This window comes from Xenorhabdus sp. KK7.4, from assembly GCF_963876465.1.
GTDB lineage: Bacteria > Pseudomonadota > Gammaproteobacteria > Enterobacterales > Enterobacteriaceae > Xenorhabdus > Xenorhabdus stockiae.
In genome coordinates this window covers 1-14,498 of the sequence record NZ_CAWNQF010000079.1, presented here as the reverse complement: position 1 = coordinate 14,498, position 14,498 = coordinate 1, and the positions used below count along the sequence as shown (strand labels likewise).

At 40.9% G+C, this 14,498-nt stretch carries 16 protein-coding genes; 7 read left to right on the top strand and 9 right to left on the bottom strand.

What is annotated here, in order from left to right; all coding sequences use genetic code 11:
• The first annotated feature begins 217 nt into the window (after positions 1–217).
• Positions 218–553: a hypothetical protein gene (locus tag AACS90_RS13805; RefSeq protein ID WP_099110893.1), complete on the top strand. Its 336-nt coding sequence runs from the start codon at positions 218–220 to the stop codon at positions 551–553.
• A gap of 142 nt (positions 554–695) precedes the next feature.
• Here AACS90_RS13805 and purC read toward each other — a convergent pair whose 3' ends face one another.
• The 3 genes from purC to dapA all read right to left on the bottom strand — a co-directional run bounded on the left by purC (position 696) and on the right by dapA (position 3,460).
• Positions 696–1,409, bottom strand: a complete 714-nt coding sequence (gene purC, locus AACS90_RS13800; protein WP_099123041.1) for a phosphoribosylaminoimidazolesuccinocarboxamide synthase — start codon at positions 1,407–1,409, stop codon at positions 696–698.
• 88 nt (positions 1,410–1,497) lie between these two features.
• Positions 1,498–2,544 carry an outer membrane protein assembly factor BamC gene (bamC, locus tag AACS90_RS13795; RefSeq protein WP_099123040.1) on the bottom strand — a complete coding sequence of 349 codons (1,047 nt, stop codon included), beginning with the start codon at positions 2,542–2,544 and terminating at the stop codon, positions 1,498–1,500.
• Between the two features lie 16 nt (positions 2,545–2,560).
• Positions 2,561–3,460 carry a 4-hydroxy-tetrahydrodipicolinate synthase gene (gene dapA / locus AACS90_RS13790; protein ID WP_099123039.1) on the bottom strand — a complete coding sequence of 300 codons (900 nt, stop codon included), beginning with the start codon at positions 3,458–3,460 and terminating at the stop codon, positions 2,561–2,563.
• A gap of 247 nt (positions 3,461–3,707) precedes the next feature.
• On the opposite strand from dapA, the gene AACS90_RS13785 reads away from it, so the two are divergent.
• The 3 genes from AACS90_RS13785 to bcp all read left to right on the top strand — a co-directional run bounded on the left by AACS90_RS13785 (position 3,708) and on the right by bcp (position 5,619).
• Complete coding sequence (locus AACS90_RS13785; protein WP_099123038.1) at positions 3,708–4,304, top strand: glycine cleavage system transcriptional repressor; 597 nt, start codon at positions 3,708–3,710, stop codon at positions 4,302–4,304.
• Between the two features lie 45 nt (positions 4,305–4,349).
• The gene (locus AACS90_RS13780) at positions 4,350–5,066 is read left to right on the top strand and encodes an aspartate/glutamate racemase family protein (RefSeq protein ID WP_099123037.1); all 717 of its coding nucleotides are present in this window, start codon (positions 4,350–4,352) and stop codon (positions 5,064–5,066) included.
• Positions 5,067–5,145: 79 nt separating this feature from the next.
• On the top strand, positions 5,146–5,619 hold the full coding sequence (bcp, locus tag AACS90_RS13775) for a thioredoxin-dependent thiol peroxidase (RefSeq protein ID WP_099123036.1): 474 nt from the start codon (positions 5,146–5,148) through the stop codon (positions 5,617–5,619).
• An 83-nt stretch (positions 5,620–5,702) separates the two neighbouring features.
• Here the strand turns inward: bcp and AACS90_RS13770 are convergent, their stop codons facing one another.
• Both AACS90_RS13770 and AACS90_RS13765 read right to left on the bottom strand, forming a co-directional pair.
• Positions 5,703–6,725, bottom strand: coding sequence for an AbrB family transcriptional regulator (locus tag AACS90_RS13770; protein ID WP_228863939.1), 1,023 nt, complete (start codon positions 6,723–6,725; stop codon positions 5,703–5,705).
• Positions 6,726–6,788: 63 nt separating this feature from the next.
• Positions 6,789–7,856: an AI-2E family transporter gene (locus AACS90_RS13765; RefSeq protein WP_099123035.1), complete on the bottom strand. Its 1,068-nt coding sequence runs from the start codon at positions 7,854–7,856 to the stop codon at positions 6,789–6,791.
• A 158-nt stretch (positions 7,857–8,014) separates the two neighbouring features.
• Here AACS90_RS13765 and AACS90_RS13760 point away from each other — a divergent pair, with 158 nt between their 5' ends.
• A complete protein-coding gene (locus AACS90_RS13760) occupies positions 8,015–9,478 on the top strand; it encodes a beta-barrel assembly-enhancing protease (RefSeq protein WP_099123034.1) in 1,464 nt (487 codons plus the stop codon).
• Positions 9,479–9,489: 11 nt separating this feature from the next.
• Positions 9,490–9,849: an arsenate reductase (glutaredoxin) gene (gene arsC / locus AACS90_RS13755; RefSeq protein WP_099123033.1), complete on the top strand. Its 360-nt coding sequence runs from the start codon at positions 9,490–9,492 to the stop codon at positions 9,847–9,849.
• 63 nt (positions 9,850–9,912) lie between these two features.
• Here arsC and hda read toward each other — a convergent pair whose 3' ends face one another.
• The 4 genes from hda to upp all read right to left on the bottom strand — a co-directional run bounded on the left by hda (position 9,913) and on the right by upp (position 13,614).
• Entirely contained in the window at positions 9,913–10,620 is a 708-nt protein-coding gene (gene hda / locus AACS90_RS13750; protein ID WP_193757262.1) for a DnaA inactivator Hda, read from the bottom strand.
• Positions 10,621–11,045: 425 nt separating this feature from the next.
• Positions 11,046–11,396, bottom strand: a complete 351-nt coding sequence (locus tag AACS90_RS13745) for a hypothetical protein (RefSeq protein ID WP_099123031.1) — start codon at positions 11,394–11,396, stop codon at positions 11,046–11,048.
• A gap of 212 nt (positions 11,397–11,608) precedes the next feature.
• Positions 11,609–12,922 carry a uracil permease gene (gene uraA / locus AACS90_RS13740; protein WP_099123030.1) on the bottom strand — a complete coding sequence of 438 codons (1,314 nt, stop codon included), beginning with the start codon at positions 12,920–12,922 and terminating at the stop codon, positions 11,609–11,611.
• A gap of 65 nt (positions 12,923–12,987) precedes the next feature.
• Positions 12,988–13,614 (bottom strand): uracil phosphoribosyltransferase, encoded by a 627-nt coding sequence (gene upp / locus AACS90_RS13735; protein ID WP_099110881.1) that lies wholly within the window; start codon positions 13,612–13,614, stop codon positions 12,988–12,990.
• Between the two features lie 215 nt (positions 13,615–13,829).
• Here upp and AACS90_RS13730 point away from each other — a divergent pair.
• The coding region (locus AACS90_RS13730; RefSeq protein WP_445286261.1) for a phage integrase at positions 13,830–14,498 on the top strand (669 nt) is incomplete at its 3' end.

Genomic DNA, 14,498 nt, shown 5'->3' with positions numbered 1-14,498 from the left:
AGAGCAGAATGATAACTTAATTATTAGACATGTAAGTAGAAATATTAATATCAGTGGAAATATAGTCAATGAATCACTATATTTTATAAAAAATAGTTGCGAATACGTAGTTAATCTTTCAAATTATCTTTCTGACAGATATTGATGCTTTTATAAGGTGAATGCGGAAAGGTCACGAGGCACTTCCTCGGCAACAGGAAGCGTTCATACAGGAAATATGAAAAAATCAGCACTTTTAATCACAATCAGTATGTTATTAACAGGTTGTACTACTCAATGGATACCAGCAAGGAGCAATCCAACACCTTTTCATGAAGCAGATTTGGAGTGTCAATCAAACGCTCTACAGCAATTCCCGGTGAAAAATGAAGTAGCCCAAACTTCTCACCTCAAAACCGTCAGAAATTCCTGTGGTAAAGATTGCACATATATGCAAAGCGTTCCTATGACTGAAAGTTATATCATTGACGTTAACGAAAGTTCCAGAAATCAGGTCTATAGTTTTTGTATGCAGCAAAAAGGCTGGAAGCAAAAAACAAATTACTGGCTGTAACCTGCCATAGCTGGGTATCCACCCTGAAAACATCTTCTTATGAAATCAAAGGTGCTCTAGTGTACAGAGCACCTTTGTTTTTTATACCCGCATGTTTGATACAAAATCAGCCATCATTCAAGCAAGGTAATCGTTTGCGTCATTAATCCAAAATAACGCCAATCCGGTGAGCTACCTCTTCGTACGCTTCAATTAAGCCACCAAGACTCTGGCGAAAACGATCTTTATCCATTTTATCCATTGTCTGCTTGTCCCACAGCCGGCTGCCATCTGGTGAAAATTCGTCACCTAGCACCACTTTCCCTTTAAACAGACCAAATTCCAGCTTAAAGTCCACCAAAATTAAACCGGCATCATCAAATAACTTACCCAAGACTTCATTCGCTTTATAGCTCAGGCGCTTCATTTCAGCTAAATGCTCTTTGCTAACCCAACCGAAAGTTTCGCAATAAGATTCATTCACCATCGGATCATGCTTATCATCATCTTTCAGAAACAAATCAAACAAAGGAGGATTCAGTAACATTCCTTCCTCCACGCCAAGACGCTTCACCAGCGAACCAGCCGCACGATTGCGGATAACACATTCAACCGGCACCATATCAAGCTTCTTAACCAGAGATTCATTATCTGACAGCAACTGTTCCAGTTGGGTGGGAATACCCGCTTCTTCCAGCTTACTCATAATAAAGTGGTTAAATTTATTGTTTACCATTCCCTTACGATCAAACTGTTCAATGCGTTCACCATCCAATGCTGATGTATCATTACGGAATTCCAGCACAAGCAAGTCAGGATTATCAGTGGCATACACTGTTTTTGCTTTTCCACGATACAACTCAGCTTTTTTCTGCATATTACACTCCAGAGATATGACATCTTTAAACGGACTATTAAACAAAAAATTTTACCTAAATATAAAGGGGCCGAAGCCCCTTTATATATTATTTAACTGTAGATTTGCTAAATGCTGCTTGTAGCACCTCTACCATTTGATCATTTTCAGACTGAGTCAGCGGTTTGCCTTTTTCGCTGATAAATTGCAGGCTGCTCCGGTTATCCAAATCACCCACCTGTAACTTATAGTTACCTTCGCTGATAGTTGGTGCTTCCACACCTAACGCTTTCCAGCCGGAAGAGGACAAACCTTTATAAGTAACCTCTATCGCACCAGTCGAACGGGTACGATCGTTCACCTGCATACCTATGCTTTCCAACGCGTAAGGCAGCCTATTCCAGATTACGTTATATGGTGCACGGACGATAATTTGTGGCAATCCTGTATTATCACCGCCACTTTGTACCGATAAAGCACCATCATTCTGCGTATTATGCTGCGCTGAAGCTTCTTTTTGATCGTTCAGATAACCTGTCAGCGCATTTAGCATCAAGGTGTTGTAACGCTGGATTTCCGACGGGGTGTTAACCGCTTTATCACCCTGTTCCAGACCTGCACCTGAAACTGTTAAAACAATTTGGTAGCCCTGCTGAACCACAGAAATGTGGTAACGAACCTTATAAGGAACATTTTCATCTGATCGAGGCCATAAAATCCAGTCAGTTGTCAATGTCTGGGCTGCGTCATCTTTCTGGCTAATCGGATAGCCTTTTTCAGCCAGAAAACTATTTACTTGTGACCACAATTTGCTGTACTCAGGGGTATTTTCAAGCAACAGCTTACTGCTTTGTACGCTATTTTCAACACGGGAACCCGCTAATAGCGCCACGGCCTGCAACGGTGGGCGTATATCAACCGATTTTCCGACATTCCCTTGTGGATCCACAGATGGAATATCATATTCACCATTTTGCAGAGGTAGGTTCATCCCAGCAGGAATATTCAATAACTTCAGAGGGGGGGTATCAAGATAAGATTCATCACCACTCACTTGATGTTTATAGCTCTGATCGCTGGAACAGGCTGCCAGCAAAACGACCAATGACAGGCCAGCAACCTTCATGACCTTCGATTTTTGCAATAATGTTGCCATTAAAATTCCCTAAATTTTACAGTAATTCAGCCATTTTCAAGGCATTCTCAACTGAAATTTGCCCTTCTTGCGTCAGCGGAACCATTGGCAGACGCAATGTGTCGCTGGCAATCAGTCCCAGTTTATGACATGCCCATTTAGCTGGTGCCGGGCTAGGTTCAACAAATAGTTTATGATGCAATTCCTGCAGGCTACTGTTCAGGCTACGCGCTTTCGCAAATTCACCACGAGAAGCCAACTGGCAAATTTGTGCCATTTCTGCTGCCGCTACATTCGCTGTTACAGAAATCGTTCCTTTTCCACCAAGATACATAAAGTCGAGAAAACTTGCATCATCACCACTTAGCAGAATAAAACTTTCATCATTAACCAGTTCTTGGATCTGGCTGACACGACTTAAGTTCCCCGTTGCTTCCTTGATTGCGACAATATTTTTCAGTTTCGCTAAACGTGCAACAGTCGGTGGCAGCAAATCACATCCGGTACGCGATGGTACATTATACAGAATTTGTGGTAAGTCGGTATTCTCAGCTATTGCTTTATAGTGCTGATACAAACCTTCCTGCGAAGGCTTATTATAATAAGGTGTCACAGACAGGCAACCAACAACACCTGTATTTTCAAAGCATCGGGTCAGCGATATTGCTTCCGCAGTAGCATTCGCGCCTGTTCCGGCAATAACAGGAATACGACCATCAGCTAATTCGAGTGTTGTCAGTACAACATCGACATGTTCATCATGGTTAAGCGTGGCACATTCCCCGGTTGTTCCGACAGAAACAATTGATGCCGTACCACTGGCAATATGGTAATCAATCAATTTTTTCAAACTGCTCTTATCAACCCGGCCAGTTGAATCCATCGGTGTGATTATCGCAACCATACTGCCTGTAAAATCGAAGTGACCACTCTCCATTACCATTTCCTCTACAATGAGTCTTACACTACAAATAAGAAAATCATGGTACTTTCTTGTCATAAGGAAGGAAACTCTTTGGCCCTATGATTTCGATGATTTTTGTTAATATCAAGTGTAGACAATTAAACAGAGATTATAATCGTGCTCCATCTCTTATAAATGCCATTGACCTTCTCTTGATCATTTTTTATGTTTAGTAGCGACATGTACCCGCAGCCATCGACCATAGATAAGGAAAATCGCTTTGCCGAAATCAAAACAACATTTTTTAGTGCTCACAGCTCTTGGTGTAGATCGCCCCGGGATCGTCAACACCATCACCCGCCTTGTTAATACATGCGGCGGCAATATTGAGGACAGCCGTCTGGCAATGTTTGGCGAAGAATTTACCTTTATTATGTTGCTGTCCGGTAGCTGGAACGCAATTACTCTGATTGAATCGACCCTGCCACAAAGAGCCGCTGAACTCGAATTACTTGTTGTAATGAAGCGTACCCGCAGTGGCGCGGCAAAAAAATTTCCCTCTACTATTTCAGTTCGGGTAGATGTGGATGATTCTCCCGGCATCGTCGAGCGTTTTACTAATCTGTTCACAACCCAGAATTTCAATATTGCTGAACTGGTTTCAAAAACGCACCCCTCTACTGAAAATATGCCTGCACGGCTGCAAATACAAATCACAGGCCATAATCCATTAGATGATAAAGGCGTTGTATTTAAAGAAACCTTTCAGCACCTATGTGCAGAGTTAAATGCTCAAGGCAGTATCAGTGTACAGGAAGTATTAGGTGACAATACGGTTGACTGGATAAAAACAAATAATGATAAAAAAGTGAAATAGATATTTTTGATTAACTGTATCTATAAAAAATAGAGAGAAAAAGCAATGTCTTATTCAATCGGTGTACTTGCTGGAATGGGACCAAGATCAACGGCACCTTTTATCGACATGCTCGTTAATGCATCCCAGTATCTTTATGGTGCAAAAAACGATATAGATTTTCCCAAAATGCACATCATCTCTTTACCAACTCCTTTTTATCCGGGGCAAGCTATTGATGATGTGAAAATGGTTCAAGCATTACAAACGGGTATTGCAGATTTAGTTAAAGCAGAAGTAAATCTGATTGTGATTCCCTGCAATATTGCGCACATATATTACAGTGAAATAGAAAAGGCCAGTATCGGTATACCTGTCTTACATATCGCTGATTGTGCACTCCAAAAAATAACACCTGATGACACAAAAATAGCAATCATTGGTACAGAACCCACAATTGAAGCCGGATTCTATCAGGCCCGTATTCAGGCTGTAGGGAAAGAACCTGTTTCATCGGCAGAATTGCGTAATCACACAACAAAACTGATTACGTTAATTAAAGAGAAAGGGTTTGAGCATGAAGAGGTTGTCGCTATCTGGGATACAATATTATCCTGTGCGCAGGCATTAAAGGTGCACGTATTACTGATTGCCTGTACTGATATCAGCCCCCTTATAAAAAACAAGAGAAACCAGTCACTGAAGATAGTGGACACAGCTTCCAGTCTGGCGGAAGCTACTATTCATTCATTTTATGAATTAAGGGGCAACCCGAAAGATTAAAAATATACATGTAGTGAACATATAAGAATATTAGTGTATAAAACCAGTTAGATAAAAACGACTAAACGGAGAATACGTGATGAGTCCATTGAAAGCCGGAGATAAGGCACCACAATTCAGCCTACCTGACCAAGATGGTGAAAACATTAACTTATCTGACTTCAAAGGTCAGCGTGTTTTAGTTTATTTCTACCCCAAAGCAATGACCCCGGGCTGTACTGTTCAGGCATGTGGTTTGCGCGATACGATGGATGAACTGGAAAAAATTAATGTTGTCGTATTAGGCATCAGTACAGATGCTCCCGAGAAATTATCCCGATTTGTCGAGAAAGAAATGCTAAATTTTACTCTGCTTTCCGATGTTAATCATCAAGTTGCCGAACAGTTTGGTGTTTGGGGTAGAAAACAGTTTATGGGCAAAGTCTATGATGGCATTCATCGCATCAGTTTTCTGATTGATCCTGCGGGTAATGTTGAACACGTTTTTGATAAATTCAAAACAAGCGATCATCATCAAGTTGTTCTGGATTATCTGCAACAGCATTCATCCTGAAATCTGATGTAGCTGGTAGCAAGTCAAGTAACACAGTCCTCCGTCTGACTGACGGAGGATGCCACAAACTCCTGTAGAATAAATTAGCTGTTTTTATGCCTTCCCTGCACGATCAGTGCAATCGCAGAAACTATATGAAGTAACGACATACGTATAATGTGGCTTGCCATCACAATACCTACATTAACCTTCATCGCCATAGCGGCAAATAACATTGCTTCCATACTGCCGGGCGCCCACGAAAGGATCAGCAAGTGCATTGGGTAATCCATCACCTGTGCCGTCACTGCTGCAACTAAAACTGTGATGGTCAGTGCGATAAATACAGATTGTATGGAAGACCAAATATTACTAATCAATGCTGAAAACGGAAACGCACTAAAATACAAACCAATCCTCATGCCCATTAACCCCATTGATAATAAACTGAGCAATTCAGGCAGCTTCAGTGTTACATCAGACAGATAGTGAACAGCGATAGCAACAACCAATGAAGTCAGCATATAGGGTGCCGGAATATGTAAACGCTCCAGCAAAACGCCGACGATATAACCTCCGGCGGCAATCAGGATCAACCAGCCAATAATGCCGGGTGTATAAGAAAAAGGTGCTGCTTCAATCACTGGAGGAGGATTTAATCCGGTAATAATCCCGGCAATAATAATCAAGACGACCAAACGAATGGCATGGGAGATAACAATTTTTTGTGGCGGGGTTTTGGAGTGTTCAGTCAGCACTAAGATCGCAGCCAACGCACCGGGAACAGCACCCAATACTGACTCTGTGCGTGTCCATCCCATTTTCCGGTGAAACCAAAAATAACCGACATTAAATTGCAGGATTAGGCAGATTAATAATGCGGGGAGCAGCATCAGGATATCCCGCCCCTCTTCCATCGGTAATCCTTTGACCATCAACCCGATAGAGCTTCCTAATACAATTTGGACCACAGTCAGGCTATGTTTTGGTGCTGTAAGTGATATTCTCAGCCGGGATGCAATAATAACAGCCGCCATTGCTCCAAACATATATGCCAGAGGTAGCCCCAGCAGTGACAAAACCCATCCTAAAAGCATGCAAGGTATAACACTTAACAGTGATTTCACCGCCACTCCTTAGTTCAGTCTGTTTATTTGAATTTTTATCGAAATTACTGCAATAATTTCAAATTACGGCGATAACTCTTCTGATTTATCTTCCGGCCAGACATTAATAACAGCTTTAATCAGCGTCGCCAATGGAATCGCGAAAAAAACGCCCCAAAAACCCCACAATCCGCCAAAAATAATGACGGAAATAATGATAATAAGCGGATGAAGATTAACTGCTTCTGAAAATAAAATAGGAACAAGCAGATTACCGTCTAATCCCTGAACAACCAGATAAGCAATAAATAGTGTCCAAAAATCTGCGCCTAATCCCCACTGAAATAGGGCCACTACAATGACAGGAATAGTCACTATTACCGTGCCTACATAGGGAATCAAAACAGATAAACCAACCAGAACAGCAAGTAACATGGAATAATGCAACTCAAAGAAAGCAAATACAGCATAAGTACAAATGGTTAAAATAACCATCTCCACAACTTTTCCCCGAATATAATTCGTAATCTGCTGATTCATCTCATGCCATAATTGCCCGGCTAAACCGTGATTACGCGGTAATATACGCTGGAATGCCGCTACCATTTTATTTTTATCTTTCAACAGGAAAAATACCATTAAAGGAACAATAATCAGATAAATAGAGAGCGTCATCAGGCCAATCAAAGACGCTACAGAAAATTTAAATACAGATTCTCCCGCTAAAGAAAATTTATTGCGCAGATTTTCGGCAAACATATCAATGATACCGACATCAACTAAAACAGGGTAACGAGAGGGAAAAGTCCGGGCGTATTCCTTAAAGCGATTAAGCATATTCGGCAAATCGGAAAACAGATTGAGTCCCTGTTGCCAGACTGTTGGGGCAACAATCAGGATAATCAATGCACTGATCCCCATAAAAATGGCTAATACGATTGTCACTGAAAGAGTACGACTACAACCCAGCTTTTCTAATTTTACCGTCGGCCATTCCAATAAATAAGCCAACACAATCGCAGCAAGAACAGGAGCTAAAATACCATTGAAAAAATAAATTATGCCAAAGCCAGCCAGCAAAATGAATGATAGTGCAGCAACTTGCGGATCAGCAAAACGGCGGCGATACCATTGCATGATCATATCCAACATAAACCAAACTCCTTAATAACAATACTTAATGACTATTTTACTAAAAGTGCTTACGGCTGATCGATTTTAAGTTAACCTTAGCTATCATACACGTATCCTGAAATTGATAGCTAACTGGGCACAGCATTTTATAAAAATCGTTTTATGAGAATCGCTCTATGAAAAAAACATCTACTAAACCCCTGATAGCGATACTGGTCAGTCTGACACTATTTGGCAATAGCCCTGCATACTCTGTACCTACTGACGAAACATTACCAGATATTGGTACAACCGCTGCATCCACTCTCAGTACCAATCAGGAAATAGAGATGGGTGACTTCTATATCCGTGAAATACGTGCTGGAACACCCTTGATTTATGATCCTCTATTAACACAATACATCAATAAATTAGGCCAGAGGCTCGTCAACCATGCTGATGCAGTGAAAACACCTTTTCACTTTTATATCGTCAATAATCCTAACATTAATGCGTATGCCTTTTTCGGTGGCAACGTTGTACTCCACTCTGCTCTGTTCCGTTACAGCCGAAATGAAAGCGAACTGGCTTCAGTTATGGCCCATGAAATATCTCATGTAACACAACGCCATTTGGCTCGTATGATGGAAGATACACAGCGAAAAGCACCACTGGCATGGGCCGGCACACTTGGATCTATCTTACTGCTAATGGCTAACCCTCAGGCAGGAATGGCAGCCCTGAGTGGTACTCTGGCTGGTTTTTCACAAGGTATGATCAGCTTTACTCGTGAAAATGAGCAGGAGGCAGATCGTATCGGTATGCGAATATTAAGCCGGGCTGGGTTTGATCCTTATGGAATGCCTAATTTTATGCAAACTTTGAGTGAGCGAACTTTACACAACTCAGAAATTCCAGAAATTTTATATACTCATCCACTGCCTGATAGCCGTTTAGCTGATGCCCGTAACAGAGCCAATCAATACCCGAAAAAATCTATTCCGGAATCACAGGAATATCTACTGGCCCGGGTACGAATTCTGACACTAGAATCCACACTTAGCTCAGCCTATATTGAAGATCTACTCAATAAGTACAGTCATGGAACGCCAAAAGAACAAATTTCGGCCTCTTATGGACGGGCTCTGCTACTGACTAAACAGAAAAAATATGCCGAAGCCAGAAAAGTGCTCGCCCCGTTATTGAATAACCAGCCAGATAATATCTGGTTTATTGATGCAATGACGGATATCGATATTGAACAAACACAATATGAGCAGGCGATTACCCGCTTACAGCAAGCATTACAGAAACACAAAAATAACTCTGTGCTGCAAATCAATCTTGCTAACGTATATATCGAAGCCAAACAGTATTCGAAAGCATCACAGCTGCTATTCCAATACACCTTCAGTCATCCGGATAGTTTAACTGGTTGGTCACTAATGGCCGAAGCAGCAAGCAAACAGGGGAAACGCAGTGAAGAACTGTCAGCTTACGCCGAAACCATGGCATTACAGGGTAAATTTGATATGGCAATCAATTATCTTAGTCAGGCCAGTGCATTAGCAAAACTGAACAGCTATGATCAGGCCCGTTACGATGCTCGTATCGACCAGTTACGCAAGCTGCAACAGCGCTATAGCCAATATAAGAAATGAGGTTCTTTTATATGCAACATGTTATTTTTTATCATAACCCCCGCTGTTCAAAAAGCAGGGAAACGCTGAAGTTAGTTCAGGAACTCGGTATTACACCAGAAGTTATTCATTATCTCGATACTCCCCCAACAGCAGAACAACTGGCTGTTTTACTGAAACAACTGGGGTTCGATGATGCCCGCCAATTAATGCGAACAAAAGAAGAATTGTATAAAGAACTAGAGCTTGGTAATAGTGAACTCACGCAAGAAGCCTTACTTCAGGCAATGGCTGATAATCCTAAGCTCATAGAGCGCCCGATTGTTGTTGCAGGAGATAAAGCACGTTTAGGGCGACCACCAGAACAGGTCAAAGAGATTTTGGGCAATTAATCATTAAAAAAGTGATAGGGAAGTCTACTTTGTACCTCTATCACTTTTTTCTGATCTGGCGTATTAAAGATCAAGAATATCTTTTACGAATGGGATAGTGAGTTTACGTTGTGCCACAATAGAAGCGCGGTCAAGCTCATCCAACGTTCTGAATAGCGTTTGCATTTCTCTGTCAAGCCGCTTTAACACAAAACGCCCCACATCTTCAGGTAATTCAAATCCCCGTAACTTAGCTCGTAATTGTAATGCCTGAATTTTTTCATCATCAGACAAAGGCTGCAATTTATAGATCTGCCCCCAATCAAGCCGGGATGCCAAATCTGGCAATGTTAAATTAATTTGCCGGGGTGGGCGATCTCCGGTGATCAACAGACAGGTTTTGCCAATCTCTACAATTCGGTTATAAAGATTAAAAATAGCCATTTCCCATACCGGATCACCTGCGATACATTCAACATTGTCAATACACACCAATGATAAATGTTCCATACCATCAAGAACTTCCGGAACAAAATATGCACGTTTATCGAGTGGCACGTATCCGACAGCCTCTCCTTGCTGGGACAGTTCGGCACAGGCTGCGTGGAGCAAATGACTCTTGCCCCCGCCATCGCGGGACCAAAAATAGATATAACTGCCATGTGACTGACTAATAGCCAATTTTATTGCGGCTAATAAAGAAGAATTCTCACCTGCAAAAAAACTGGCGAATGTTTCATCATCTGGCAAATATAAGGGCAATGAAAGCTGCGCCGGTGTATTCAGAAGCACCTCAAACAGAATGGATAACGAACAGCATTAAGTTTACCATAGAAACCAAGTTTACCACAAAAAACGATAGCAAATGAAATGAATACTTAGTTTAAGATGGTAGCTGTCGTTGACACTCGCTTTTTCATGAAAAAAGAAAAATAAAGCAAAGAAATAGTAAAAATTTATTTTTAATAAAAATTATCATTGACATATATTCAATATTATTCCTTTCTTTCGCTTCAGAACATTATTTATACTGAACACCACAAAATACTCTTTGTCGAAACTGTGTTTAAAATCACCATTGATTATGACATATCCGAAATGAATAATATGACCTATACTGAACTCCATGAGCATTAAAAATAACAATCAAGATAGAAAATAGCAAAACTTAAAAATATCAGATAACAAACTGAGAATTATCTGTTAATTAATAATAATTATCTTTCTTTATCAGACTGCGAAATGATCAGAGCACTCGCTTCTTTCAAGACCTCAATAATTTCACCTTTATCTAAATCACCCTCAATAGATATGGAGCTACCATCATTTTTAGTGATAGATATTTTTAGATTACGCTCACCACCTAAAAGAGCAATTAATGATTTTCTTAAACCATCAAGATACCTTAAATTATCTTTAATAAACGTGAGCGTCCGCTTAGCTATATTGAGTGTTTTCAAATCCGAGCCGATTGAATTAACTTCTATATTAAATTTTTTAAGCTCTGTATAAAATTCTTTTTCCAATGATTTATCTATATATAGAGTAATATTATTTATGCTTTCCATTTTATCCCTCAATATTTTTCATCTTTGAGTGTTTGTACTTACAAGTATAGTAAAAGATTATGACAAAAAGATAGCAAATCGATAAGTAGGAATGAGGTGAAATTAAGCAACTATAGGGATATCAAGAGAAATTAGCCAATATTTTCCTAATAAAAAAATAAGAGAAAGAGTTCGTTGAAAAACCCTTTCTCTTAAAGGAAAATCCATACAAATTATTTTATGATTTCACTCGCTTTTTTATCATCGCTGAGTGATTCCACAGAAGAACTAATATACGGTTCATCCGGGCGAATGATACTAATCAACTTGAAAATCAGACTCATACCAATACCAACTACCGTTGCCAGTGCCATACCTTTCAGCTCTGCTGCACCAATTTGGATTTTCGCACCACTCACGCCGATAATCAGAATGACAGAAGTCAGAATCAGGTTCTGAGCTTTGCTGTAATCTACTTTTGAATCAATCAGTACCCGTATACCAGATGCACCGATCACACCATACAGTAATAAAGATACGCCTCCCATTACCGGAACCGGAATTATCTGGATCGCGGCCGCCAGTTTACCGACACAAGAAAGTAAAATCGCCAGAATCGCTGCTCCGCCAATGACCCATGTGCTGTATACGCGAGTCAGAGCCATTACACCAATGTTTTCGCCATAAGTGGTATTTGGTGTTGAGCCAAAGAACCCTGAAATAATCGTTGAAAAACCGTTGGCAAACATCGAACGGTGCAATCCCGGATTTTTCAGCAGATCTTTTTGCACTATATTGGCTGTTACGACCAAATGACCAACATGCTCCGCAATGACAACCAGTGCCGCAGGCAAAATCGTCATAATAGCAAACCACTCAAAACGCGGAGTGTAAAAAGTCGGCAATGCAAACCATGGCGCTTCACGCACTGGTGTAAAATCCACGACTCCCATAAAAAAGGATAGTGTATAACCCACCAGCACCCCAATCAGGATTGGAATGATCGCCATAAAACCGCGGAACATGACTGAACCCAATATTGTCACAGCCAGTGTAACCATTGAAATGATCAGATTCGTCGTATTAACATCCGTTCCCGCAGCAGGACGTAGCCCGGCCATATCAGCGGCAACCCCTGCCAGCTCCAGACCGATCACTGCAACAATAGCTCCCATTGCAGCAGGAGGAAACATCACATTAAGCCAGCCTCTTCCCGCGATTTTAATAATCAGGGAAACCAGACAGAACAGCAATCCACAGACAATAAATCCGCCCAGTGCCAGTTCATACCCTAAAGGCAACAACAATAATACAGGAGATATAAAGGCAAAACTGGATCCTAAATAAGCCGGGATCCTTCCTTTACAAATAAACAGATAAAACAGTGTTCCAATACCATTAAACAATAAAATTGTGGCGGGATTAATTTTAAACAGAATGGGAACCAGAACTGTCGCCCCAAACATCGCAAATAAATGTTGCAAACTTAACGGAATGGTCTGTCTTAACGGTGGCCTTTCATCTACCCCAATAGTCCGACGGGTCACTATCTATGTCCTCTATGTTTTACTAGGAACCAAAAAAAAGCCGACTTTTCAGCCGGCTAAAAATATTATTTTGTACCAAATATCTTATCGCCTGCATCCCCCAGGCCAGGAACAATATATCCATGCTCATTAAGGCACTCATCAATTGATGCAGTATATAATTCAACATCAGGATGTGCTTTTTCCAAAGCGGCAACCCCTTCTGGAGCAGCAACCAGAACCAAAACCTTAATAACAGGGCATCCTGCTTTTTTCAGCAAATCAATGGTGGCAATCATAGAGCCACCTGTTGCCAGCATCGGATCAACAATCAACGCCATACGCTCATTGATATCAGAAACCAGTTTCTGAAAATAAGGTACAGGTTCAAAGGTTTTTTCATCACGATAAACACCGACAACACTGATGCGAGCGCTCGGAATATTTTCCAGAACACCATCCATCATTCCCAGACCTGCACGCAGGATAGGCACAACAGTAATTTTCTTCCCTTTAATCTGGTCTATTTCTACCGGACCACACCATCCCTCGATGGTCACTTTCTCAGTTTCTAAATCAGCAGTTGCTTCATATGTCAGAAGACTTCCCACCTCTGAAGCCAGTTCACGAAAGCGCTTAGTGCTTATATCATGATCACGCATCAGGCCCAGTTTATGTTTAACGAGTGGGTGTTTAACCTCAACGATCTTCATGGGTTTCTCCTACTGTATATAGCCGGCAGATAAAAAAATAATACTCAAATAACACGCTAGAACCCCATTATATCTCGCTATTGAGCTGAATTTATGTCCATTTATATTTTGTTTATTTTTGTGCATTTAAGGGTATTTTAAGCTATTTTAGGATTATCAGCACCCCTAATAGCACCCCTTAATATCGTAAAAATACAAATTGGAGAGCATTAAAGATGGCTTACTATAGCATAGAAAAGCGCTCACGTGCAGATGGCACCACCCGTTATCGCTGTACTGTGGGCGTTAAATCCGGCGGTAAATATATTTACAGAGAGAATCGTACATTCGGAAAGCAAGCTCACGCTAAAACTTGGGGTGCTATGCGGGTAGTTGAATTGGAACAGAACGGGATACCTTCGAACAATGAGGACGAAAGTTTAACCCTGGGTGACTTGCTGCACAGGTATATTAATGATCCTAATCTGGGCATGAAGGCAGGAAGAACCAAGAAGGGTATATTGAATGCATTATTAAATAGTGAATTAGCAAAACTTACTCTAACTGAACTCTCGACCAGTCACATTATTGAGCATTGCAAACAACGGCGTTCCAAAGGTATTACTCCTGCCACTATTAATCTGGATATCGCCTATTTATCCTCAGCCTTTAAATCAGCTAAACCCATCTATGATATAGACTACACCTCAAATCCATCACATGAAGCCCGCCCTCTGTTAACGCAAATGGGATTGATCTGTAAAAGCCAGCGACGCAGCAGAAGGCCAGAACGTGAGGAACTGGAAAGAATAATGGAGGTGCTACGTAGAAAAGGGAATCATTGGACAAGCAATATTCCTTACGAAGATATCTTAAATTTCTCAATACTTTCTTGTATGCGCATT